Annotated in this window: 21 protein-coding genes and 1 riboswitch; of the genes, 1 reads left to right on the top strand and 20 read right to left on the bottom strand. The window is 54.6% G+C overall.

Going from position 1 to position 24,073, the window contains the following annotated elements; all coding sequences use genetic code 11:
- Nucleotides 1-310: 310 nt before the first annotated feature.
- From KP806_RS16450 to KP806_RS16395, 11 genes are all read right to left on the bottom strand, one after another.
- Entirely contained in the window at nucleotides 311-913 is a 603-nt protein-coding gene (locus KP806_RS16450) for a response regulator transcription factor (protein WP_224724806.1), read from the bottom strand.
- A gap of 30 nt (nucleotides 914-943) precedes the next feature.
- Nucleotides 944-2,062, bottom strand: a complete 1,119-nt coding sequence (locus tag KP806_RS16445) for a sensor histidine kinase (protein ID WP_224724805.1) — start codon at nucleotides 2,060-2,062, stop codon at nucleotides 944-946.
- 82 nt (nucleotides 2,063-2,144) lie between these two features.
- Nucleotides 2,145-3,200, bottom strand: a complete 1,056-nt coding sequence (locus tag KP806_RS16440) for a fatty acid desaturase (RefSeq protein WP_224724804.1) — start codon at nucleotides 3,198-3,200, stop codon at nucleotides 2,145-2,147.
- 268 nt (nucleotides 3,201-3,468) lie between these two features.
- Nucleotides 3,469-3,882 (bottom strand): ABC transporter substrate-binding protein, encoded by a 414-nt coding sequence (locus tag KP806_RS27830; protein WP_318153657.1) that lies wholly within the window; start codon nucleotides 3,880-3,882, stop codon nucleotides 3,469-3,471.
- Nucleotides 3,879-4,082: a hypothetical protein gene (locus KP806_RS16425; RefSeq protein WP_224724803.1), complete on the bottom strand. Its 204-nt coding sequence runs from the start codon at nucleotides 4,080-4,082 to the stop codon at nucleotides 3,879-3,881. The genes KP806_RS27830 and KP806_RS16425 overlap by 4 nt, the downstream gene beginning before the upstream one ends.
- A 158-nt stretch (nucleotides 4,083-4,240) precedes the next feature.
- Nucleotides 4,241-4,648, bottom strand: a complete 408-nt coding sequence (locus tag KP806_RS16420; RefSeq protein ID WP_263575749.1) for a carbohydrate ABC transporter permease — start codon at nucleotides 4,646-4,648, stop codon at nucleotides 4,241-4,243.
- Nucleotides 4,630-4,902 (bottom strand): hypothetical protein, encoded by a 273-nt coding sequence (locus KP806_RS16415; RefSeq protein WP_224724801.1) that lies wholly within the window; start codon nucleotides 4,900-4,902, stop codon nucleotides 4,630-4,632. Before KP806_RS16415 ends, KP806_RS16420 begins: the two co-directional genes overlap by 19 nt.
- A 422-nt stretch (nucleotides 4,903-5,324) precedes the next feature.
- Nucleotides 5,325-6,557, bottom strand: a complete 1,233-nt coding sequence (locus KP806_RS16410) for an aminopeptidase (RefSeq protein ID WP_224724800.1) — start codon at nucleotides 6,555-6,557, stop codon at nucleotides 5,325-5,327.
- 177 nt (nucleotides 6,558-6,734) lie between these two features.
- Nucleotides 6,735-8,462 carry a methyl-accepting chemotaxis protein gene (locus tag KP806_RS16405; RefSeq protein ID WP_224724799.1) on the bottom strand — a complete coding sequence of 576 codons (1,728 nt, stop codon included), beginning with the start codon at nucleotides 8,460-8,462 and terminating at the stop codon, nucleotides 6,735-6,737.
- Nucleotides 8,443-10,131 carry a pyridoxal phosphate-dependent decarboxylase family protein gene (locus KP806_RS16400; RefSeq protein WP_224724798.1) on the bottom strand — a complete coding sequence of 563 codons (1,689 nt, stop codon included), beginning with the start codon at nucleotides 10,129-10,131 and terminating at the stop codon, nucleotides 8,443-8,445. Before KP806_RS16400 ends, KP806_RS16405 begins: the two co-directional genes overlap by 20 nt.
- Before the next feature lie 115 nt (nucleotides 10,132-10,246).
- Nucleotides 10,247-10,332, bottom strand: a riboswitch (cyclic di-GMP riboswitch).
- Nucleotides 10,333-10,494: 162 nt separating this feature from the next.
- Nucleotides 10,495-11,448, bottom strand: a complete 954-nt coding sequence (locus KP806_RS16395) for a helix-turn-helix transcriptional regulator (RefSeq protein WP_224724797.1) — start codon at nucleotides 11,446-11,448, stop codon at nucleotides 10,495-10,497.
- A gap of 116 nt (nucleotides 11,449-11,564) precedes the next feature.
- On the opposite strand from KP806_RS16395, the gene KP806_RS16390 reads away from it, so the two are divergent.
- A complete protein-coding gene (locus KP806_RS16390) occupies nucleotides 11,565-12,449 on the top strand; it encodes an SDR family oxidoreductase (protein WP_224724796.1) in 885 nt (294 codons plus the stop codon).
- A 6-nt stretch (nucleotides 12,450-12,455) separates the two neighbouring features.
- Here KP806_RS16390 and KP806_RS16385 read toward each other — a convergent pair whose 3' ends face one another.
- The 9 genes from KP806_RS16385 to KP806_RS16345 all read right to left on the bottom strand — a co-directional run bounded on the left by KP806_RS16385 (nucleotide 12,456) and on the right by KP806_RS16345 (nucleotide 24,072).
- A complete protein-coding gene (locus tag KP806_RS16385; RefSeq protein ID WP_224724795.1) occupies nucleotides 12,456-13,325 on the bottom strand; it encodes an SDR family oxidoreductase in 870 nt (289 codons plus the stop codon).
- A 5-nt stretch (nucleotides 13,326-13,330) separates the two neighbouring features.
- Entirely contained in the window at nucleotides 13,331-14,140 is an 810-nt protein-coding gene (gene speD, locus KP806_RS16380) for an adenosylmethionine decarboxylase (RefSeq protein WP_224724794.1), read from the bottom strand.
- A 141-nt stretch (nucleotides 14,141-14,281) separates the two neighbouring features.
- Nucleotides 14,282-15,766, bottom strand: a complete 1,485-nt coding sequence (locus KP806_RS16375) for a nicotinate phosphoribosyltransferase (protein ID WP_224724793.1) — start codon at nucleotides 15,764-15,766, stop codon at nucleotides 14,282-14,284.
- On the bottom strand, nucleotides 15,763-16,578 hold the full coding sequence (locus tag KP806_RS16370; RefSeq protein WP_224724792.1) for a ribose-phosphate diphosphokinase: 816 nt from the start codon (nucleotides 16,576-16,578) through the stop codon (nucleotides 15,763-15,765). The genes KP806_RS16375 and KP806_RS16370 overlap by 4 nt, the downstream gene beginning before the upstream one ends.
- Before the next feature lie 19 nt (nucleotides 16,579-16,597).
- Nucleotides 16,598-17,362 (bottom strand): NUDIX domain-containing protein, encoded by a 765-nt coding sequence (locus tag KP806_RS16365; protein WP_224724791.1) that lies wholly within the window; start codon nucleotides 17,360-17,362, stop codon nucleotides 16,598-16,600.
- A 463-nt stretch (nucleotides 17,363-17,825) separates the two neighbouring features.
- On the bottom strand, nucleotides 17,826-19,484 hold the full coding sequence (locus KP806_RS16360) for a glycoside hydrolase (RefSeq protein WP_224724790.1): 1,659 nt from the start codon (nucleotides 19,482-19,484) through the stop codon (nucleotides 17,826-17,828).
- Between the two features lie 9 nt (nucleotides 19,485-19,493).
- Nucleotides 19,494-20,510 (bottom strand): carbohydrate ABC transporter permease, encoded by a 1,017-nt coding sequence (locus KP806_RS16355; protein WP_224724789.1) that lies wholly within the window; start codon nucleotides 20,508-20,510, stop codon nucleotides 19,494-19,496.
- A gap of 101 nt (nucleotides 20,511-20,611) precedes the next feature.
- Nucleotides 20,612-21,511 (bottom strand): carbohydrate ABC transporter permease, encoded by a 900-nt coding sequence (locus tag KP806_RS16350; protein ID WP_224724788.1) that lies wholly within the window; start codon nucleotides 21,509-21,511, stop codon nucleotides 20,612-20,614.
- Entirely contained in the window at nucleotides 21,508-24,072 is a 2,565-nt protein-coding gene (locus KP806_RS16345; protein ID WP_224724787.1) for a DUF5696 domain-containing protein, read from the bottom strand. The genes KP806_RS16350 and KP806_RS16345 overlap by 4 nt, the downstream gene beginning before the upstream one ends.
- Nucleotide 24,073: the final 1 nt, after the last annotated feature.

Below are 24,073 nucleotides of genomic sequence, written 5' to 3'. Positions count from 1 at the left end.
GCGCGGAGTTCTGCTGCAGTTTGTACAGCGGATTCGTGCAAATACGGCTGTATCGGAGTATATACGTGTGATTCTGCTGCAGAAGTGCAGGCTGGCGCCAATTTGCCTGCTTCATGTAAGGTTTCTGCTGCACTTTCTGCAGCTGCCGTCGCAACTGCCTCGTCTAACAGCGTGGCGACTGCATGGCGACTGCCTCGCCTAACAGCGTCGCGACTGCATCGCCTAACACCCTCAAGACCGCCACGGATAACACTGCCGTCACAACTGCCTCGCCTAACAACCGTCGCAACTACACCCGCACCCGGCAGCTTCACTTAAACCAGCCCTTCTCCTTGAAGCGGGTAATCGCCTCGATCCGGTTGCTGACGTTCAGCTTATCCAAAATGACCGAAATGTAATTGCGCACCGTTCCCGTCGTGATGAACAGCTCGCTTGCGATTTCCTTCGTGTTTTTGCCGTCCGCCACAAGCCCGAGCACTTCCTTCTCGCGCTCGGTGAGCGGATTCTCCTCGCCGCCGTACGCCTCGTCCACCAGCTCCGACGCATAGATGCGCCTGCCCGCCATCACGCTGCGGATGGAATGGGCGAGCTCCTCGATCGGGCTGTCCTTCAGCAAGTAACCGCTGACGCCGGCCTTCAGCGCCCGGTCGAAGTAGCCGGAGCGGGCGAACGTCGTCAAAATGATGACCTTGCAGCCCAGCCCCTTCAGCTCCTCCGCCGCGTCCAGCCCGGTCTTCGCCGGCATTTCGATATCCATAATACATACGTCTGGCTTTAGCTCATGCACCAGCTTAATCGCATCCTCACCGTTTCCCGCTCTTCCGACGACCTTCATGTCCTCTTCCAGATCAAGCAGAGAAGCAAGGGCGCCCAGCAGCATGCGCTGGTCCTCGGCAATGACGATCCGTATCATATTCCCTCAATCCCTTCTCTAAATTTTGCTTTACACCTGTCTCAGAACATTCGGCACCCTGATCGTCAGCTGCGCTCCGTCCTTCGATGCGATCTCCAGGCTGCCGTTCACGAACTCCAGCCTCTCCTTCATCCCCTGAAGGCCATGCCCCCTGTAGTGCTTCGCCTGCTCGGCGATCCCGGTTCCGTTGTCTCTCACCCGCATGACCGTCTCCGTGCGCGAGGACTCAATGTCCACGCAGCAGACGGAGGCGCCGCTGTGCTTGACCACGTTCGTCACCGCTTCCTTCAGGCACATGCTAAGAACGTTCTCGTTCAGCAAATTTGTATGCTCCGGCGCCAGCTCCCCCTCCAAATGGAATTCGATCTCCGCCGCCTTCAAAATTTGCCGCACCCGGAACAGCTCATCCTCCAGCCGGGTGCCGCGCATTTGCGTCACCAGCTCGCGGACTTCCTTCAGCGCCGCTCTGGCCGTCTGCCGCACATCGTGCATTTCGGCTTGCGCCCGCGAAGGGTCGGTTACAAGCAGCTTTCCGGCGAGGTCGCTCTTAAGGCCGATAAGACTCAGCTTCTGACCGAGCGTGTCATGCAGATCCCGCGCGATCCGCTGCCGCTCCTCGAGCTTCACCAGCTCCGAGATCCGCTTATTCGCATCCTCCAGCTGCCCCTCCAGCTGTCCCTGCCTTGCTTTGTTAAAGGTATTGAAAGGAAGAAGGATAACAACGATCAGACAGATCAGAATAAACGGAAACTGCGTGAACAGCAGCGCGTTTCGCGTGGCGAAGCCGTAATTGACCGTTACGAACGTACTGATCAGATGAATGGCGTACAGCGTGAAGAAACCGGCACGGTTCTGGATATTCCCGATAAAAAAAGCCAGAAAGATCGAGAAATACACGTAGCTGAACAGCAAGGTCATCGCGATTGAGATCACGATCTGAACGCTGGTCCAAAAATAAACGAGCCATCCCTTGGACACAAAGGACAGCCGGTAGCAAATAAAAAACAAAATGATCATGACGATGCCGGATACGACCTCGTACGGTGACGAAGAACGGAAGATGAAATAGAAGGGCAGGATGCAGAAGACGACCCAGACGTACGGGCTTAGTCCCGTGTTTTTATGAAAAATCTGATACCACTTGTTCATGGCCGTCCATCCTTATCTGCATTCTGCTTGGTTCATCTATTTTTTGCCTGTTTCTATTTTAACATACAAGGTTAGGCCGCGGTCATTTTCCCTGCAAGCTGGGACGGGCCGGCTTAAGCTTCTGTGCGGCCGCTTCGGCAAGGCGCAAATGCTTCTTCAACCCTTTGAAGCTGACAAATTTTTTGCCGTTTTCGTCCCACAGGTGGAATTTCAGCGAAGCCAGGCTTTCTCTAATATTAATCGTTGTCGCCTTATGGAGTGGAGGCGTAGCGTTATGCGCTTCCTCCAACAAATAATTCGGCACCTTCGGGCTCAAATGATGGACATGGTGATAGCCGATGTTGCCCGTGATCCATTGCAGAGCCTTAGGGAGTTTATAGAACGAGCTTCCGTCGACGGCAGCTTTCACGTAGCTCCACTCGTCTTCGTTCTCGAAATAGGAATCCTCGAATTGATGCTGCACGTAGAACAGCCAGATCCCGAGCAGGCCGGAAAGAAAGAAGACGGGACCCTGCACGAGCAGGAACGACTGCCAGCCGATCGCCCAGCACATCAGCGCATACAGCCCCACAATCAGCACGTTCATCAGATAAGTATTCAGCTTTTCCTTGCGTTTCGCGCCTTTCCGGTTAAACCGGTATTGAACGAGAAAAACGGCAATCGGCCCGAGGCCGAACATAACAATCGGATTACGGTATGCTCTGTAAAGTATTCTGCGGATGAACGAAGCCGACAGGTACTCCTCAACCGTCATAATCCAGATGTCGCCCACCCCTCGCTTGTCGAGGTTGCTGCTCGTCGCATGATGAATGGCATGTGAATTTTTCCACTGCTGGTAAGGCACGAGCGTCAATACGCCGGTAATCGTTCCGACGATGTCATTCGCTCTTTTGCTCTTGAAGAAGGAGCCGTGACAGCAATCGTGAAAAATGATGAACGTCCGAATGACAAACCCTGAAGTCAGCAGCACGAGCGGAGCGGTAAGCCAGTACGAGATGGAAAGGCTGTAATAGGCGGCGTACCATAGCAATACGAGCGGCACTAAAGTGTTCACGAGCTGTCTCACGCTCGATTTCAAATCCGTTTTTTCAAATGGTGCTACTTCCTTCTTCAGATGAGCTTGCTTCGGCTCAGTCATTCTCCTAATTCCTCCTTCAAATGACGCCTGGAGCGAACTCCGGACGTCCGTCGCGCAATTATATCCCCATTGTAAAGAAAATCGACTTGTCCTTGTAGTCATAAACGTCATGAAAGCAGGGATGACAAATGTCATGGGTGCGGGTTATTTTTCAAAAAAAAGACCCTTACGTAGACGCAATAGCCTTATATTCTATCGCTATTGCTGCGTTTTTTTCTTCATGTCGCGGTAATGCTTAGGCGTCATCTGCTCGTGTTTCTTGAACAATTTAATGAAATAGCTCGTTGTCTGGTACCCGATCTGCTCCGAAATTATCGCTTTTACATCGGCATCCTCTTCGCCCAGGATAGCGCCTACCGAATTCAGGAACTGCTCGGCGCGCTAGACCGTTTTGTTCAAAAATCTTCTTATTGTACCAAAGCGACACTCCGCTGAACAATACAGGAACCGCATAGGTTTTTCCGTCATAAGCGAAGGTTTCCAGGCCGCCGGGCAGTGCGTTATCTTTAAACTCGGCGTCCTTATTCAAATATGGCGTCATATCTCCAAGCAGCTCGTTGGCTACCAGCGTATCGAACGTTTCTCCGCTCCAGTACGTAATGATGTCCGGAAGCTGGTTGCCGGAAATGGCCACCTTCATTTTCGTCTTCAGCGCTTCATCCTCGAAAAACTCCGCTTTCACTTGAATTTGCGGATGCGAGCTGTTGAACTCCTCCAGCGACTTTTCAACGATTCCCTGTTCCTTGTTTCCATGCTACACATCGTCAGCCGGGTCACGCCGCCTTCCGCTCCCGAGCCGCTCTCTCCCTTGCTCCCCACATTGCCGCAGCCTGCGACAATCATAAGCACGAATGCCAAAACAGCCATCGTCATTTTTTTCATCTCTATATTCTCCCCTTATCATGAATATTCAAGCGTAACGGCTGCCGCCTTCCGGCATCAGCCTTTGACCGACCCGGCTACGACTCCCTTATGAACAAACTTTTGCAAAAACGTACATCAGAAGGATCGGAGCGGTCGTAATAACCACGCCGCGCTGATCAGCGAATAATCCGCTGTGAGGTTGCCTTGCCTTTGAACATCATCAGTCCGAGCGGCAGCGTTTTCAGCGAATCCTTGGATACCATAATAAGCGGAAAAATAAAATCGTTCATGATGTTGAAAAACGATAAAATCGTAACCGTTGCCACAACCGGCTTGGCCAAAGGAAAGTATATCTTGAAAAACGTCTGGTAAATGCTGCAGCCGTCTACCGGCGCCGCTTCCTCCAGCTCCTTCGGCACCTCCTTGATGAAACCGTAGGCCAGAAAAACGGCAATCGGCAGATTAAAGCCGATATAAGGGAAGAACAGCGCCCAGAACGTATCGTATAGCCCGATCCCGTTCGCGAGGGTGAACAGCGGGATCAGCGTGCTGTGGATCGGAATCATCATGCCGAGCAAAAACATGCCGAGCAACAGCTTCGAGCCCCATAATTTTCAAACTCCCACTGTATTGGTAATCCCCGAGGATTGGCGAAATATTCTTTATTGCTCTTAAAGGAGGAGAGCACCATCCATACGAACGGGTAGCCGGTTACAACCAGATGCAGCACCAGTACCAAATAGATGGCCGCCCGCCTTCCCGCCTTGCCGACGGCCGGCTTTTCCAGACTCCATCCTGCCGCCGCTCCGGCTCCCCGCTGTGCTTGTGAGTTGATCACATTCATTCTCCCTTCTTATTGAAATTTGGCATTTCCCTTGCCCAACAGCTTGGTAATAACCAGAGCAAGCAGGAAACCGAACACAAGCAAAAAAGTCGATATCGTGCTGCCGTAGCCGTTGGGAAAAATGATTCATTGATTAGGTAGTCCTAAAAAAACAGGGCCGTCTCCCCGGTCGCTTCATGACCTTGGAGACAGCCCCGTATTTGAATTTTTGTTTCATATCGGTTTAGCTGCAGAAAGTACAGCAGAAAGCTCACATGGGTTAGTTTTAGCGGCTCTAGCATGCACTTCTGCAGCAGATCCGGCCGCCTTCAGCCGAAAATGGCCATCAAGACGCCGATCTAATGCAGAGAATGCAGTTGAACGCGCATCAGCTTCGTTTTAGGACCGTTCTGCTGCAGGAAATACATCAGAACCGTCTAAATCGCCCAGTTTCCTTTGCGGAAGATCGGCACGACCGTACCGTCGCTCTTGATGCCGTCGATGTCCATTTCCGCAGAGCCGATCATGAAGTCGTTATGCGTAATGCTGGCATTGACTCCGTGCGCCTCCAGCTCCTCCGGCGACATCGTTTTGCCGCCTTCGATATTGAACGCATAGCCGCTGCCGATCGCCAAATGGTTCGAGGCGTTTTCGTCAAACAGCGTATTGAAGAACAGAATGCCGGACTGCGAAATCGGCGATTCATGCGGCACAAGCGCCACTTCGCCCAAATAATGCGCACCCTCGTCGATATCGACCAGCTTTTGCAGAATGTCCTCGCCTTCCTCGGCTTCGGCCTTCACGATCCGGCCGTTCTCGAACGTCAGCTTGAAGCGGTCGATAATGTTGCCGCCGTAGCTGAGCGGCTTCGTGCTCGACACGCAGCCGTTCACGCCGGTTTTCAGCGGCACGGTGAACACTTCCTCCGTCGGCATATTCGCCATGAACGCGGTGCCCGACGCACTCGTGCTGCCCGCAGCGACCCAAATATGCTTCTCCGGCAGCTCGATCGTCAAATCGGTGCCCGGCGCCGTATAATGCAGCTTTTGGAACCGGTTCCGGTTCAAAATTTCGCCCTTGCTATGTAAAGTTGCGTTATGCTCTTCCCAGGCTTTGACCGGATTCTCCGTGTGCAGCCGCACCGAATCGAATATAGCTTTCCACAGCCGCTCGACCGCTTCAACCTCGCCGGCCTCCGGGAACACCTTCTGCGCCCATGCCTTGCTCGCGGCCGCTACGACCGTCCAGCTGACCTTGTCGGCCTGGATCGCCCGGCGGAATTCCTTGAGCCCTTGGCCCGACGCTTTCTGAAAGCTCGAAATCCGGCCGGAATCGATGCCCTTCAGCAAATCGGGACTCGAGGACACGATGGAGATAAACGCCGCGCCGCGCTCAACGAACGAGTTGCGCTTGTCGGTTTCCCAAGCAGGGAACCGGGCGAATACCTCGTCCGCCGCTTTTTCGTATTTCAGCCTGGACAGCGCGTCATCGGTCCAATCCACGTGAACGTTGCTTGCTCCGGCTTCATACGCTTTGCTGGCCACCAGCCTGACAAGTCCCGCATTGTCGACGGAGCCCGTCACGAACACCTCTTGCCCCTTCTGCACATTCACGCCGACTCTAACGATTAGTTCCGCATACTTATTCAAATCACGTTCAAAATCACTCATGAACCGCCGCTCCCTTCATTGGCAACAGGGCTGTCTAAATGCCCGTTATAGCTTGCATTGTATCGAATGGATAAGCCCCTAGTCAAATCGTTTCCTTCACGGCGAATAGAGGGCCAAACGTGAAACGGCCGCCCGGGTTCTTGTCAATTGAACCTTGGACGGCCGCTGCCGTAAGCTTTATGCGATTTTAAAATGTTTGACCGATTGCTGTAGGTCGACCGATAACGCGGAAAGCTGCTCGATCGCCGCCGAAATCTCCTGCATCGATGCGCTTTGCTGCTGAGCTGCGGCCGCAACCTGCTCCGTGCCGGCGGCCTGCTCCTGCGTAATGCCGGAAATTTGCTGCATCGCCCCCGTAATATCGCCGAAGGAATCGTCCACCTTAACCAGAGCCTGACGGATTTGCGCCGCATGCTCGGAGAATACGGTTACTCCGCTGTAAATGCCTTTGAAATTTTCATACGTGCCCGTAATCAGCGAATGCCCCTGCTCGACCGCATCATTGCCTTCCGCAATCCGTTCGATAACCAATTGGCTGTTAGCTTGCGTGCTGGAAATAAGCTCGCTGACGGACAAAGCGGCCTGCGCCGACTGGGCGGCCAGCTTTTTCACTTCCCCGGCTACGACGGCAAACCCTCTGCCGAGCTCCCCGACGCGGGCAGCCTCGATCGAAGCGTTTAACGCCAACAGGTTCGTCTGATTCGATATTTCTGAAATAATGCTGATAATCTCGCTGATCTCCTGCGACCGGTCGCCGAGCGCGGCCGCAGCCTCCCGGGAATGGAGCATCGCCTGCTTGATGACGTCCATCTGCCGCAGCGTGCTCTCGACCAGCTGCTGGCCCTGATCCGATTCGGAGTGGACCTGTGACGTGATATGCTGGATATTTGTCATCCCGTCCGTCACATCCTTGATTTCCGTATCGATATCCGAAATGTTATAGTTGCTCCTCGATACGCTCTCTACGATATCGTTAATGCCATCGTTCATGCGGTTCGTCGAATCCGCAACCTGCTGCGCGCTGTTCGCGGTCTCGTTCACGGATTGCCGCAGATGGACGCTCGTCTCCGCAATGAGCGCCGAGGAATTCGTAACCTGCTGGATCAGAGACTTCAAGTTCTGAATCATGACGCCGAACGACACGGCCAGCTTGCCGATTTCGTCCTTGCTCCGTACGCCGATCTGGGCCTGCATGTCCCCTAAGGCAATTTTGTCCGCGGCATCCATCAGCTTCCGGAGCGGATTCGTCACGAACCGGCCGAAGAAGATTCCCATGACCGTACCGATGACGAGCACAATCAGCGAAATAATAATCGTGGTGTATTGGGAGACGGCCGCCGTGTCCGGCACGACGGATGCGTCCAGATCGATGCCGAGAATGCCGTATCTTTCGCCTTTTTCGTTCGAGAGGGGCACGAACACCGATTTATGCGTTCCGTATTCATCCTCATAGATCGGGCTGAGCATCGTTTTGCCGGAGCTTACGGCTTCCCTCATCTCCTCCGTAAACGGATACGGGGTTCCGAAATCTTCCGGCACATCGGAGAGGACCAGAATGCGCTCGTTATTTTGGCTGCCCGACAAAATGTAGATGTTCTCCAGGCTGTGCGACGCCTTTATCGATTCAAGCTCTTTCTTGATGATCCGATAATTCGGATCCTCTGTGCTCGTCAGTTCTTTATCCGAACCGGGAATGTCCGCCAGCTTGGACGCCGCGATCTGGATTTCGGTCTGGAGCCGTTTGTCGAACTGCTCGAGCAGCTTGTCTGACAGGTTCTGCTGCGACAGATAACCCGAGGCCGCGAACGCTAGACAGGTGACGAGCTGCAGCAGGAAGATGCTGAACGCAATTTTGACGGACAGATGCTCCCGGAGCCATTTGAAATTAAAGATAGACTTCTTCATTGACGAGTCCTCCTGATGTCATGCGGCGATAGGCCGCGTACGTTTCCTGTACTCTTTCCTTTAAATAGCTGACGATGCTCTCTACGTCCCCGGCCCGGGTGAACGGCGAAATTACAAACAGCTTGGACGCATACAGCGCCAGCCTTCCGCCGTCCGACGCCGGCACGTACAGATGCTTCTTGGTATCGCCGAAAAACATCTCCGCCCGGTCCCTGCCGAGTATTTCGAACAGCATTTCGTTTAACCGGTTCGTCCGGTCGATCGTTTCACGGGACAGCCGTCCGCCGAGCTCCTTGGCAAAGTCGTTCCGGCCGCCTTCATAAATTCTAAAAAGTGTAATAATGCCGGGATTGTCGGGATTCACGATAACGGCTTCCGGAATTTCTTTTGCCAAGACACGTCTGAACGCTTCGTTCACTTCCACGAATTGGCCGAGCAGCCTCTGGTAACCTTCCGTGCCGAAAGCCAGCAAAGCGCTGTAAATGCTGATCGAGCTGCCCATTCGGGAGCATTCCAAGGTATAGCTGGTATGGTACTGCCCGTAGCCCCGGTGGCCGACGTACGGCGTCTCGTCCGGCTCCAGATCAAGAAGCTTCAAGTCCGCTGCCTGCTTCACTAGGAACAAGCTCGTCGAATACGGCGTTTGGCCCAGCTTCTGAAAATCAAAGCAAAGCGAGTCCGCCAAATGCAAATATTTCATGCGGCTCCGAATCGCTTGAAGGGAGGCTGACACCTCCGCGCTGAAGGAGAGCGGATTGCGGACAAAGTCGTAATCGTTAAAGAAGGCAAAAAATCCGCCCAGCGCAGAATCGGCATGAATACGGGCACGCGGCAGGCCGGATTTCTCGGCAAGCGACAGGACCGTCCCGTACACTTCGTCCAAGCTGTCGATGCCCATCGCATCGGTCGTGCCGGTCGTGGCGACCACGTAGATCGGAACGCCTCCGTTTTGCAGCACCATTTCCATCTTCTCTCTTAAATCCGCCGTATCCATCGAGCTGTCCGCACGGGTTTTAACCTTGACCAGATTGCCGCTGCCAAGACCGGTCGCTTCCATCGATTTGTAGAGGCTGTAATGCGCGGCCTCGGAGCAGAAGGCGTACAAATTGCCGGGAACTCCGTTCTTCGATGCCTCCGGTACGAACGATTGGATCGCAAGGCGCAAGCCCGTGAAGATGGCGCCCTGGCCTCCCCAGGTCGTATACCCGCCGCTTGCATCCGCATCATAGCCGACCAGCTTCGACATCATCGAGACGACCCGCACCTCGGCTTCGGCGCCGGCCGGGCCGTATACGTCCCACAAATTGTTGCCGTTGACCATAAAAGCGGCGATCATGCCCAGAATGCCGGGAATGCTTGCCATCGGAAGAATATTGGTCAGAAAATATTTCGTGTGATACGGGTGGGCGTGAAGCAGCTTCAGCAGTTCCCCGCTCACCTCGGACATCGGCCGGCCCTGCGCCGGAATGAGGCTGCTCTGAACCAGGTCGCGATAGAAGGAAGCTCCCCGCTCCTTCGTCCCTTTAAGAAAGACCGATTCGGGATCCTTTAACTCGTCGACCCCGCTCACGATTTGGCCGATTAGTCCTAGCAAATGCTCGCGCTGCTCCGCATTTCCGTCATCGCTGGGGAATAAGCCTTTTAGGCCGGTCTCTCTCATGCTCTCCATCATTTCTCCCTCTTTCTCTATGATTTCTAGTCCCGCCCCATAGTAAAGAATCCGGAAAATGAGCATAAAAAAAGGCATACCGGCCTAAAGCCATAGGTATCCCGTGTGCTGATCCATATGCAACTGGCTGACATTTCTGTTTAAGAAGTAGTCCCTATAGCTTTGCGTAGCCACCTTTCGATGGGGTTGCCGATATTCAATTCGTTATGCAATGGCTTCATTCTCTGTAAACGATTTTCAACTCATGAAAGCGATAGAGTAATTCTACTATTTTCCATTTCTAAATTCAACCATTTTCACGAAATATACATGACTTTGGCATCAGGCCAAAAGAAAGAGAATTAGCTCTGAGGATCCGAAGACTTAGTCCTCCCGATATAATCCAAAAGCAGCCTTTAGTTCCGCGGCCACCCTCTCCCGCAGCTCCGACGGCTCCAGCACCTCCATGCGCGGGCCGAAGCTCAGGACAATTTCACAAGCGGAAGCCAGCGTCTGAAATTCGAGCTCGGCTCTCAGCCGGCCGTCGCCGGTCTCCTCAGCCGAGATCGTCTTGACGTAGCGCTCCCTTTCCAGCCGCCCCGCCGCCTCTGCCGACAGCAGCACCTTGGCCGGATAGCTCGGCAGACGACGCTTGAAATCCCCGACCGACTGCTCCCAGAAGGCTGCCAGCTCGAACTGTGCCGGACGCTCGAACGTCTCCTCCAGCCGGTCCGCGGCAAGCAGCCTGGAAATCCGGAACGTCCGCAACCCGTCCTCCGTCTCGGCGACCAGATACCACACGCTGCGCTTGGCCACCAGCCCGAGCGGATGAACGATGCGCTCGGCGATCCCCTCCTCCCGCGCATACCGAAGCAGGAGCTTGCGGCTTTCCCATACCGCCTCCTGAACCGCCGGCAGCAGCGGCTGTTGCTCGGCGGCCTGATGCCAGCCCGCTCCGTCGATATGGATTTTTTGCCGCGCGGCGGCCGCGCTGAGGCTTGCTTCCGCAGGCGAGGCTGCGATCAGCTTCTGCACTCCAGCCTCGAAATGTCCGGCAATGCCCAGATCGCTCAGCAACTCGCCGTGTGCAGCCACGATCACCGCAGCCAGCTCCTCCGGCTTCATTCCGGTCAGCTGGGTCCGGTAGCCCTCCGACAGCCTCCAGCCTCCCTGGGCTCCCCGCTCCGCGTAGACCGGGATGCCCGCTCCGCTTAACGCTTCCATATCCCGGACGACCGTTCGCTCCGATACCTCCAGCCGCTGTGCCAGCTCCTTCGCGGACAGCTTTCCGCGGTTTTGCAGCAGCAGTACGATCGCCATCAGCCGGCTTGCGCGCATCTCGCCAACTCCTTCGCTTTTTTTCTCATTGTACCATTTATATATGACAGAGGATGACGTATATCCTTTGCTACACTGACGAAGAGTAAACGATAACGAGGAAACGGAGTGGTCATATGCTGCCATTGAAAGGGAAAATCGCGGTCGTAGCCGGTGCAACGCGGGGCGCGGGGCGCGGAATTGCGGCAAGCCTGGGGGAAGCGGGCGCAACGGTCTATTGCACGGGAAGGAGCGTGCGGGGTCAGGCCTCCGACCTGAACAGGGCCGAGACGATCGAGGAGACGGCGGAACTGGTCGATTCCTTGGGAGGCCGGGGCATTGCGGTCAGAGCCGACCATACGTCGGAAGCGGACGTTAAGGCTTTGTTCGAACGAATCAAGGAGGAGCAGAACGGGCGCTTGGACATTCTCGTGAACAATATTTGGGGCGGCGAGAAGCTGACGGAGTGGGATAAGCCCTTCTGGGAGCATTCGCTCTCCAAGGGGCTGCTTATGCAAGAACGCGCGGTGAAGGCGCATCTGATTACGAGCCATTACGGGGCGCCGCTGATGGTCGAGCGGGGAAGCGGCCTGATTATCGAGGTAACGGACGGAATCGATTACCGGTACCGCGGCAGCTTATTTTACAGTCTGGCCAAAATTTCGCCGATCCATCTCGCCGCCGCCATGTCCGCCGATCTTAAGCCGTTCGGCGTGTCGGCGGTTGCGGTCACGCCGGGTTTTCTACGTTCGGAGGAGATGCTCGAGTATTACGGCGTAAGCGAGGCCAATTGGCGGGATGCGGTGAACGGCGGCAGGCCGCATGCCGAGCATTTCGGTGAGTCGGAGACGCCATTTTTCGTCGGCCGCGGAATCGCCGCGCTCGCGGCAAGTCCCGACCTGATGGACAGATCGGGACTTGTGTTCTCCAGCTGGCAGCTGTCCGACGAATTCGGCTTCGCCGATGTCGACGGCAATCGGCCGCACTGGGGAAAATATGCGAAGCAGCATGGCTTTCTATAACGCGGATCAGCCGTTTACGACTTCTCCGCCGTTAATATGAAGGAACTGGCCAGTCATGTAGCTTGAATCTTCGCTTGCCAGATAGACGTAGGCGGCCGCCAGCTCATGCGGCTGGCCCGGTCGCTTCATCGGCGTATCGGAGCCGAAGGCCGCCACGTCCTGCTCCGGGAAGGTGGACGGGATGAGCGGCGTCCAGATCGGTCCCGGCGCCACGCCGTTGACCCGGATGCCCTGACCGGCCACATTGACGGCAAGCGCGCGGGTGAACGATACGATGGCCCCTTTTGTCGCCGAATAATCGATCAGCTGCGGGTTGCCGCGGTACGCCGTGATCGAAGCCGTGTTGATGATCGCGCCGGAAGCCTTTAAATGCGGCAGCGCGACAATCGTCAGATAGAACATACTGAACACGTTCGTCGTAAAGGTTTTGATCAGCTGCTCGGAAGTAATGTCCTCCAGCTTTTTCTGAACATGCTGCTCGGCGGCATTGTTGACCAGAATATCCAGCTTGCCGAATTCCTTGACCGTCTGGTCGACGACGCTTTTGCAGAACGCTTCGTCCCCGACGTCGCCGGCGATGAGCAGGCACCTGACGCCCGCTTTTTCCACGGCCGCCTTCGTCGCCTTCGCGTCCTCGTGCTCGTTCAAATAAACGACCGCCACATCGGCGCCTTCCTTCGCGTAAGCGACCGCCACCGCACGTCCGATGCCGCTGTCGCCTCCCGTAATGATGGCTGTTTTTCCTTTCAGCTTGCCTGCCGCCTTGTACGTATCCGACTCATAGACCGGCAGCGGATGCATTTCCGATTCGATGCCGGGCTGGCGGTTCTGGTGCTGCGGCGGGTTTACCTGCTTCTCGGTTCCGGAATTGGACATAGTGATCAGCTCCTTATATTTTTTCCGTAAAAGATCTCATCCATCTCGGTTTTCAACCGGCTTGTGATCTTCTCCTGCTCGCGCGGGGACAGCTTGTCCTTCGTGTAGCCGAACAAGTAATTGTTCAGATCGAACTGCTTGAGCTTGCATTTGGTGTGGAACACATTTTCCTGATAGATGTTGACGTCGATCATATCGTAGAGTGAAGCTTCTTCCTTCGGAATGTAGTTCTGAATCGAATTGATATCATGATCGATGAACAGCTTATGGCCTTTAATATCCCGCGTAAAGCCGCGCACCCGGTAATCCAGCGTCATAATATCGGTGTCGAACGAATGGATCAGGTAGTTGAGCGCCTTGAGCGGGGAAATCTCGCCGCAGGTAGATACATCGATGTCAGCCCGGAACGTGCTGATCCCTTCATCCGGATGATATTCCGGATACGTGTGGACGGTAATATGGCTTGTGTTCAGATGCATGACGACCGATTCGGGCAAAGGTCCCGGCGACTCTTCAAAGGACTCCGTAGGCTCGTCGTCCACCGGCCCCTCCGAGACGAGCAGGGTTACGCTGGCCCCTTGCGGGACATAATCCTGCTTGGCGACATTAAGCACATGCGCTCCGATAATATCGGATACCGTGCTCAATATTTTCGTCAGCCGATCCGAATTGTACTGCTCGTCTATGTAAGCGATATACGCTTCCCGCTCTTCCCTCGTTCTCGTATAGCAAATGTCGTACATATTGAAGCTGAGCGATTTCGTCAAGTTGTTGAAGCCGTGCAATTGAATCCGCTGTTCGGGCGTTAGTTTCAAGAGCGCCTCCTCCTTTCCCTAACTACTATTTCCTTTTACCCTGTAACCGATGCGATCAAACGCCTAATTGCAAAAAAGCATCCCGCCGCAGGCATGCGCCTTTGGCTGGATGCTTCACTTTTTTATAATCAAGCAGCTCTATTATAAATAACCTAATAAGTTCGCCCTGACCTCAGCCAGCGTCATATTCCTTGCCAACTTCCCGTCCTTGTAAACGACCTCAAGCCGGTCCTCCGCCTTGCGCTCCTCGTATTCCGCCGCATTCAAACCGTCGGTAAAAGCAAGCTTTCCGTCCCGCTCCGTCACCAGCACGAGACCGGTTTGCGATTTTTTGACGCCGTTGTCCGTTTTCGGGTCCTTGTAAATTTTCCTCTCCTCGCCGTTCACGACCGTATAAGTCGACTTCAGCGCGAAGCCGAACGTATCCCGCGTATTGTACTGGTAAGTGAACGAGCCGATGCCGTATACCATATTGGTCGACGCGAAGCCCTTCGCCTCGAGCCGCTCGCAGATTTCGCGGCAGCGCGCGATCGTAATCGCATCCCCGTAAATCGCGCCGATGTGGCTGTCCAGCTGCTTGCAGCCCTTCTCCGTCACTGTCCCGCCGAAAATCTCCCAGAGCAGCTCGATGACGCCTTTGCGCTCGAATTCGCTCTCCCCGTCCGGGTCGCCGCAAATGATGCGCACCGGATCGCCGCTGTCCGGGCGGATGACGACCTTGCCGTTCCTGCTTAAGATATCCTCCTTCAATCCGCGAATCACCACATCGAGCACGGTCCACAAATCCCACGTATCCGATACGATCGATACAAAGCCGTCCGGGTACACCTCCTTGATCAGGTAACGGTACGAAGCCATCTCGTCGCGGCCGTGCGCGCACATGACGCTGTGCTCCGTAGCCGGAATCGACGTGCCGACAAGCTCCTTCTCCATATCGGCGTTATAGTAGTTCTCCATGTAAAGGATAGCCGGTATCGTATCGGTTCCCGTAAACGAAAGCAGATGTCCCGCGCTGCTGCCGAGCGCCGCCTCCAGCGCGCCCATGCCGCGCATCGAGAAATCATGGCCCTGGAAAGGCACGATCGACGCATCTCCGTTTGTTTTCAGCGCGTATTCTTCAAGCAGCTTCCGGTACTCGAAAGCAAGCGTCGCGCTCGTTGCCGGCATCCAAAGCTGGCACGACATCAGCGTCTCCAAGTAATTCGTCAGCCAGAAGAAGGCCGGCTTCGTATTTTCGATCGTCAGCATCGGCACTCTGACCGGTACTAACGTGCCTTCCTTGACCGCCTTGATTTTGATCGGCAAGTAACCCAGATCATGCAACTCTTCGATATGCGAGGCGTCCGGGTTCTCTTCCCCAAGCGCGTACTTCAGCACCCGTTTGTACTCGGCCGCTACCTCCTCCCTGCTTCTGGCAAAAAAATGCTCGTTGAAATAATCGATGACATACTGCTTGATAAACGACTGGAAGCCGAAGGCGACGACTTCATTCACTCCCTCCAGGCGGCTGGTCCGTGCGGTCCAGGTCGAGTAGACGAGCTCCGTTCCTTTCGGATACTGGTTTTTGTGGCTTACCTTATAAAAATCGCACAGCAGCGTTGCAGGATACGCAGTCTTCTTTTTCATATCAAAAGCCCTCCCGATTCAAATAACCGTATTCTCTCATGCCCGGCCTCATCCAGCATCGTGTCGGTCGTGAACACCTTATCGACGAGTCCGGATTCCAGCAGCCTTCCTTTGAACACCGACTTCTCGCAATGAGTGACCAGTAAATAGATCCGCTCCGCGCCGATTTCCTTCAGCTTCTCCGCGCTGCGCAGAAAGGTGCCGCCATACGAGCAAAGATCGTCCACAATAATCGCATGAAACGGGGGATCGCCCGCAGCTCCGACGATTTCCAGGCCCTTGATCTCTCCTGTCGCGAAGTCCCGTGATTTGAACCCGACCAGCTGCTTGTAGCCCGACGTTTTTCCGTACCGCTTCTGCGCGCCCGCATCCGGAAAAAACAGATAGTCCCGGCCGCGGTCAAACCCCGTTTCAGCCTCCACCCGCTCAAGCAGCTCAAGCGTCGGATATACAGCAGTGCTTCGGTCAAGCAGCGCAAGCGTCACATCCGAATGCGGCTCGATCACCTTCACGGCTTCGAATTGGAGCGAATTAATAAATGAAGCGACGTATTTCAGCGTAAAAGCGGACGCCCCCTCCACCCGGTCCATCCGGCTGTACGGCATATACAAAATCGTCAGCGAGCAGCTTGCCCTGCGCTCATCCAGGTAGCGCTTCACGAACATCAGCTTGATCAGATCGCCGTCATTCCCGTACCTCCAGACGATGGAATTGTTTGCGTGCACATTGGCCGATAATTCATCCCCGTTCATCAGCGTCTCCCCGTTCGGAAACGTTTTGAAGCTCAGCTCGGCTCCATTCAGCTTGATCATGCGGTCCCGCTCCCCTCGGTCAGGTATAAATAGACAGCTTCGGCTCCACGCCCGTAAATCGGTAAAGCTGCGCTGCCCGCTGCGAGTATTGATTGGACTGCTTTGGCTTTCCCGTCTCGTCCAGCGCTTCGGTTATGATTGCGCTGCGGCTCTTCGTAGACGTCAGCTTCCGGATGAAATTGGATTCCTCGAAATCCGGAACCACCGTCCGTATGACCTGGTACAGCTCGCTGATCGTGAATTCGTCCGGCAAAAACTCCTTGGCGATCGTCGTCGCCAGCATCTTCCGGCGTATGCCCTCCAGCGCATCGGACAAAATTTGCCGGTGATCAAACGCCAAATCCATCCCTAGCGCTTCCTCGACCGAAAACAGTCCGACATCGGCCGCGTCGACATCCGCTTTGCGCTTCTCGAGCAGCCTCTCGTTCACCAGCGCGAGGAAGGCGTGGGAGATCATCCAGCCGCGGGGATCGCGGCCCGGCGCGCTGTAGACATTGAAATATTCGATATGAACGTCTTCAACCGCCGTTTCCTCCTGCAGCTCGCGCCTTGCGCATTCATACACCGTCTCCGATTCCCGCGTAAAGCCTCCCGGCAGCGCCCACTTTTCTTCGAAGGGCCAAACGCTCCGTTTGATGAGCAGCACCTGCAGCTCCCGGTCGGGCAGCGCCTTCTTGCCGCCGTGCTTCTCGTGTGACACGATCGTGAAGATCACGATGTCCGTCGGCGCACCGTCAGGCGTCCGGTATCGCGCGGCGGAGTAGTTCGATTCGTTTTCAACCATTTTCGTTATTCTCCCGGCTCGTTTTATTTAGTCGATTTGATATTATCATAATGACATTATTAAATGGCGATGTCAACCCCATTTTGGGAAATAGGCTGTGAAATGAGACCGGGCTTGTCTAATAGCTAAACGGCAAGTTTGTCCAGATACGGACGTTAACGCCGCTTAGAACGACAATCAGGCATGCGTGGGCGGCTTACGGTCAGGAGATAAGCTTAGGTAGCTTTGGGCGCCCGTTTCCTTCAATAACGTGCTGTAAAGCCCCGTGATGACCGATAGAATGGCAACATCGTACAATATGCTCTCTAAGCGTCTGTTTTGTCCAATAGGATCAAACACCGCGCTACGCACAATAGCTGCAACTCTCCGCAGCTCGGTTTTGTGCCATCATTCGGAGGTTCGCATACGTTTGGCAACGAAAAAAAGACAGGCAGCATGGCCTGTCTTCTCCCATCAGTTAAACTCAACCTACCGTACCCTCAGCCCCGCCGCCGGTCAACGTAACGACGGACTTCGCCGGAATGATCGCTTCAAACGTTTGATCGTCCCCCACCGGCACGTCCTCTCCCCGGGCAAGGTCGCGGCCGGCCGACGTGATATACGACTGCATGGCTTCAATCGTATGGTTCTTGTTCACGCCCTCAAGCGATATCCGAACCCGCTTATCCGCCTCGCCGTCGTTGACGAACACGGCCGTCACCGTCTGTTCCCCTTCATGCACATAGGCCGATCCAAGCAGCCCGCTGCGCGCTTCCTCGTCCAGTCCCGTAAGCGATACGCGTTCCGCGCCCGGACGGATAAACTTGCTGTAGTTGCCGAGAGCCCATAAGATTTTGGACGTCAAAATGTTCTGTTCGTCTCCCGCTTCTTCGAAATCGGTATAGAGCAGACCGTCCTTGTAATCAACCTTGGATACGGCTGTCCACCATTGCCAGGCCGCCGCATTCGCCTCCGTCAAGTCGAAGTGAATCGTACGGGCGACGTGCAAAGCGGGTTCCATGCCCAGATCGCGGCCGGGGCCGTAATCGCCGAGAATGCAGTATTCCGTTACCCAATATTTCGCATCGGCATCGTACTGCTTCAAATTGGCGGCCAGCAGCTCTCTAAGCTCGCCCAGCCGGTCGTCCCCCGGCTTGCTGTAATCGGACCAATAGGAATGCGAGGCGATCTTATTGCCGACCGCTTCCTTCAATTCGGGATCGCCGAGCAAATCCTTAATATATTCCCGGTATTTACCCGTTCCAAGGCTGTTCGCCCCGCCCGAATATTGTCCGCCGCCGGCAAACCTTTGGTAGAACTCGTCATCCAGCAGCGACGTAATTTCCACGCCGTCCGGCGCGCTGATTTGCGCATCGAGGCCGCTGTCCTGCAGCTGCCGGTGCAATTCGAGAATGACACGCTTCAAATCGTCGTTATTGTAGCGGTTCCCTTCCTGCTTCGCCAAATTCCAATCCCAGGTCGGCTCGTTAATGGGACTTATATATTGAAAAGCCAGACCTTCCTGCTTAAAGTGCTCCAATACCTCGATCAAAAATGCCGCAAACTCGTCTTCGTAGCCCTCTTTCAAATTGGTGGAGCCTACGGCCCGATCGGGCTGGGCGTGCCCGTTCTTCGTCATCCAGACCGGCGGGCTGTTTACGAATGCGATCAAGGTGTCCACTCCGCGATCCTTGGCCGCCTGCAAAAACCACTGCTGGCCGGCCTGCCTGCTCCAATCGTAACCGCCGGCTTCCGACGTCTTGAACGCTTCCGCCCGCCGCCACGGATCGGGAATAATTGCACGGTCCGTTTCCGTCGAGCCTGCGCCGATATTGAAGCGCCAGGCCGACAGCCCGATTCCTTTCTCTCTCGAAAATAACAGATCGGCTACGCGGTTTTTATTTTCCTCCGTCCAATGGCTGCCAATCGGATCCATGGACCAAGCGTCGGATGCACCAAAATTATCGATCTTCTGATGACGGACAGAGCCGTCGATCGCTGTAATTGCGTCCGGCGGCGTCAGCTGCTGCACGGGCGATTCCTCCTCTTTCCGGCTGTCGGAGCTACCCGACGCGAATGTGAAATACAAACCTGTAAGGAAAGCGAAGGCGGCAATCAGGATAACGGTTAATCTCGTGCTCATCCGCTTGTCCTAACCGACCAATCCCGAACGCTCAACGCTCTCCACAAAATGTCTTTGCACAAACAAATATAAAATAATGAGCGGCAAAATCGCCATCAGAACGCTTGTGTTCATCATCATGGACATAAAAAACGGATCCTGAACGTAGGAAGCCGTCTCCGATTGTACCCCGCCGCTCAGGAAAGTGGCGATGGCATAGCCGGAGGACGCCATCATCGACGACATGACCTTCGGTTCATTCAAGTACATGTTCGTGAAGAAGGAATCATTCCATTGCCATACGAACGAGAATAGCATGACCGTCACCATCGAAGGGACGGCGTTGGGCAGAATCACTCTGCAAAAGGTCGTAAAGTAGCCCGCTCCGTCAACGTAGGCGGCTTCTTCAATTTCTCTCGGAATCCCCTTAAAAAACTGGCGGAAAATGTAGACGTACAAGCCAGTCTTCACTCCCATGCCGAGGGCCGCGGAAATGATAAACGGCCAATAGGTGTTGATCAGATTGGCAGGCTCGCCTTTGACCAGCTCGATCAATCCGAGCAGATCGAAATTTTTGAAATGCAGGTAAAGCGGAATCATAATCGTATGGGACGGCACCAATATCGTAAAAATAACGCCTGCGAACAAGATGCCGCTTCCTCTAAACTTCACCCTCGCAAAGCCGTAGCCGGCCAGCACGCAAGTCATCGTCTGCAGCAGCATGACCGCGGAAGAGAGAAACAGCGTATTGAGCAGAACGCTCGGGTAGTTCATCGCTTGGAACACAAGCTTGAAATTAGCGAGCGTGACCGTCTGCGGCACCCAGATGACCGTGGAATCGTACAAATCGTCCATGCTTTTGAACGCAATCGACAGCTTGAGCAGAATCGGGTAAAGGATGACGAAGGATATGCCGAATATGAGCACGAACCTGACCATAACCCATAGCCATTTCTTCGCGAATTCGACCCAATAAGCGGCGGAAGCCAGTCGGTGCTGCCGCTCCTCCCCCGTCAACCGTCGCTGCACTGCGGTTTCCGTCTTCATGTAGCTCCTCCTCAAATGTTTGCAGAGCAAACATACTTCGTAAGCATTCGCCTTAAACGTTTGCAAAGCAAACATACTTCGTAAGCATTCGCCTAAACCGTCTAATCTTGATAAAAGACCTTACGCGACACAATCGCCGTCGTAATCCACAGCACAAGCGCAATGACGGCAAAATACATCCACGCCATCGCGGCGCTGAGGCCGAAATCGAAGCTTTTAAATGCCGTATCCACGACCAGCCGGCTGGTTTCGTCACTGATGAAGCTGTCGATAATCGTATACACCAGATTCGTCAGAATAAGCGGGCTGATCATCGGAAACGTAATTTTCCAGAAAGCCTCGTAGCCCGTCGAACCTTCGATTTTGGCAGCCTCGTACAGGGAGGGAGAAATCGATTGAAGCCCTGCCAAGAAAATGAGAATTTGAACGCCGGATTGACTGACGATCTCATAGATTCGGCTGACGGCTCCGGTCAAATACTCCACGAAGGTTATATTCATTCCCGATTCGACGAGCATGACGGTAAGCTCCAGATTTTTCATGATCGACAAGCCGCCGCCCGTTGTGTCGTTTGCGCTTCGGACGACCGACTGCATCAAATCTCCGTTCTCGATGCTGGCGATAATGCCCGATGCCAGAATAACCGGCAGGAAGAAGATCGCCCGGGCGAGCACACGCCCCCTGAACCTCTGATTGAGAAGCACCGCAAAAAACAAGCTGAAAATAATAATGAGCGGTGTGTTGACCGCAATATCAACCACGGACTCCGTCAAAATCCTGACGTACGATTCATGCGACAGCAGGGCCTCCCGGTAATTGGCGAAGCCGATAAATTCCAGGCTGAAGCCTTCGTCCGTGACCTGAAGATTGCTTAAGCTGTACCGTAACGAGGCCAGCAGTGGAACGAGAAACAGGAACAAGAAGCCTATAAACCAGGGAAGAATGAAGTACAGGCCGTAATATCTGTTTTTTTGCTCAAGCGAAAGCTTCCTGAACCTCATCGCCGCGATTCACCTCCAACCCAATAATCCTTTGCGCCCACTGCAATGCCGTTCACGTTCACCGCTTTATCGTTGTAATTGACGACAATGCTTTTGCCCTGCTCGAACGTAGTTTGATACACGCCTTCGGCCAGCTTCCGGTGATCGGCGATCGTTTGGGACTGCACATCGCCCAGAACGTCGTTCAGCTCGCGGTATTTTTGCGCCGCTTCGTCGATCCAGCGCCGGTAATCGGCGGAATACAGGTGATCGAACTCCGTCATCTTGATCGCGGAGGAATCGGCATAAAACCAGGTATAGTGCGGAGCGGAGCCCGTTTCGAGCGCCTTCAGGAAGCTGAACGCGGCATCCTGGTCATCGGCCATATTCCAGGCGGTTCCGGCATAATGGATGTAACCGTGGTAGACCAGCTGAAAGAAAGGCACGCTTTCATCGGTAATGTTAAAGCCGCTGCTTGTCATCGGCGCATTCACAATATGCTGCGTAAAAGGAGCCGCATAGGCGTTGCCGCCTTCCATGAGCAGCTCCAGGCCGGAGCCGTTTATCTTCTGCAGCTGTTCGTTGACAAGCTCCTTCGCTTCTTCGCGGTCGATTACATTGGACCGGTTATAGTCGCCATTCAGCTTGCTTCCAAGGTCGCGCAGCGATAAGCCGGAAAGCTGGAGCTTTCCATAATCGTCCATAAATCCGTCAACCATTTTCGGAAGCTGCTTCGGACTGATCACATATCCCGGCTCCTGTTCATCCTCCTGCCGGAAATTGGACGCGCTGTACGGATAGATGGCAGCCGTCTTGCCCGTAATGAACCGGGAAGCCTGGCTCGACTTTTTGAAGCCGTCCGCTTGCGGCGCCGTCTCAAGCAAGGCAGCGTCGGGAAACAGCGAGATGCCGTTCGAATCGGCATAAGTCTTCAGCCCGCTCAAGCCCTTGTTTCCGCCGAGCTTCCTGTCGACGGAAACCGATTTCGGAAGGTCATGGTTCATGCCGTCGTTGAACCAGCCTTTATACCGAAGCTTAATGCCGTCGATTCCCAGCTCCTTCATTTGGGACAATACGGCTTCCGCCTGATCGAAGGTCGTAAGCGGCTCATAGGCGTTATAAGGAATGCCCAGGAAAAATTTCTTTTTCGGAATGCCGCCGATAAGCTCGACATAAAAAGGAATGCTCGCTTCCTCCTCCAGCTTGGCCAGTCCCGCCTGCGCGATCAAGTAATCGCGGTAATGCATCGCCATTCCGGTGTAGCTCGCTTCCCCGGCACCGAGAAATCCGTAGCGGACGGTCATATCGCCCTGGAAAGGCTCCGCCTGGAACTTCTTGACCGTGCTGGAGCGCCAGCCGTTCGTCAGGGTAACCTCCTCCAGGTTATGGATCGTAAAACTCGGGGATACGGTGTTGTAGCTGTTCAGCCTGCCGCTTACGTCGGCTTCCACTGCCGCGACCGCATCGCCTTTTTCGATAATGGCGACGAACGCCCGGTCCTCATATTTCATGCCGAATACCGGCAATCGCGCAGCTTCCTCTTTCTGAGTGCTGACGAGCTGGCTGATCGCGGAATCGCTGCCGTACAAAGCGGTCCGGAAAGGCGCAGTATACGTTTTTCCGTTATTGAAGCGGATCAGGGAACCCGAGCCGTCCGGCACAAACGTATAGCCTTCATCCTCGCGCCCGCTTGCGCCAAAAAACGGCAGCAGAGAAAGCGACTGGATTTTCATCGTATCCGGATATTCGATCTCGCTTCCCGGAATGTTCACGACCAGATGCTCTCCGTCAAGACGATAGTCGAGCGGAATGCGGACATTGACGTTTCCGTCCGCCGATTCGCCATACGCGGCTTTATCGATCGCTCTCTGCTCCTCGTTATAGCCGATGGCATCGAATATTCCGGTTACCTTCGATAATCCGACCCCTCTGAACGAGGAGTCCCTTCTCTCGTAGCGTTTATTTGCCTCATCGAGCTTGAACCGTTTTTCGACTTCTCTTTTGTCGCCCGCATCTGCAATCTTGTCGAGGATGACGGTTTGAAATCTTTCTTCGCTGATATATTTAGGAATCGCGTCGATATCGCTTTTGACCTCGCCTAACGTATAGACGATTTTCACGCCGTCATTTGCCTTTTCCATTTCGAATTGGCCGCTCTGAACGCTATGCGTGTAGTTGTCGTACTTTAACGATTTTCCTGCTTTGTCGAAGTAAGCGAGCTCAAACTGTACGTTCAGCTTCGACTTGTTATAGCCGGTCGCTATCGCATCGTCTTCGCGATTTTGCGGATTGGAATACCAGACCGCCCCGCTGCGCTTGTCCCGAACCGCGATTTCCGTCGTTTCAGGGTTGACGTACAGCACCAAAAATTCATTTTCGGCCGCCGTTTCCATGCCATCGGGTACATTCGCCGCAGCCGCGGAAACAGCCGGCGCCTTAGCAGCAGCCGGCTCGGCCGCCGTTCCTGCTTCCGTTCCGGACACCGCAGCAGGCGTATTTTCCGCGTAATTGGTGCCTTCGGATATAAGCAAGCAGCCGGTTAGGACGACTGCAGTCATGCTGATCGCAAGCCTCCGTTTCACC

This window comes from Paenibacillus vietnamensis, from assembly GCF_020169515.1.
Taxonomy (GTDB): domain Bacteria; phylum Bacillota; class Bacilli; order Paenibacillales; family Paenibacillaceae; genus Pristimantibacillus; species Pristimantibacillus vietnamensis.
Note: the sequence above shows the minus strand (reverse complement) of the source record. Positions and strands in the feature narration are given on the sequence as shown.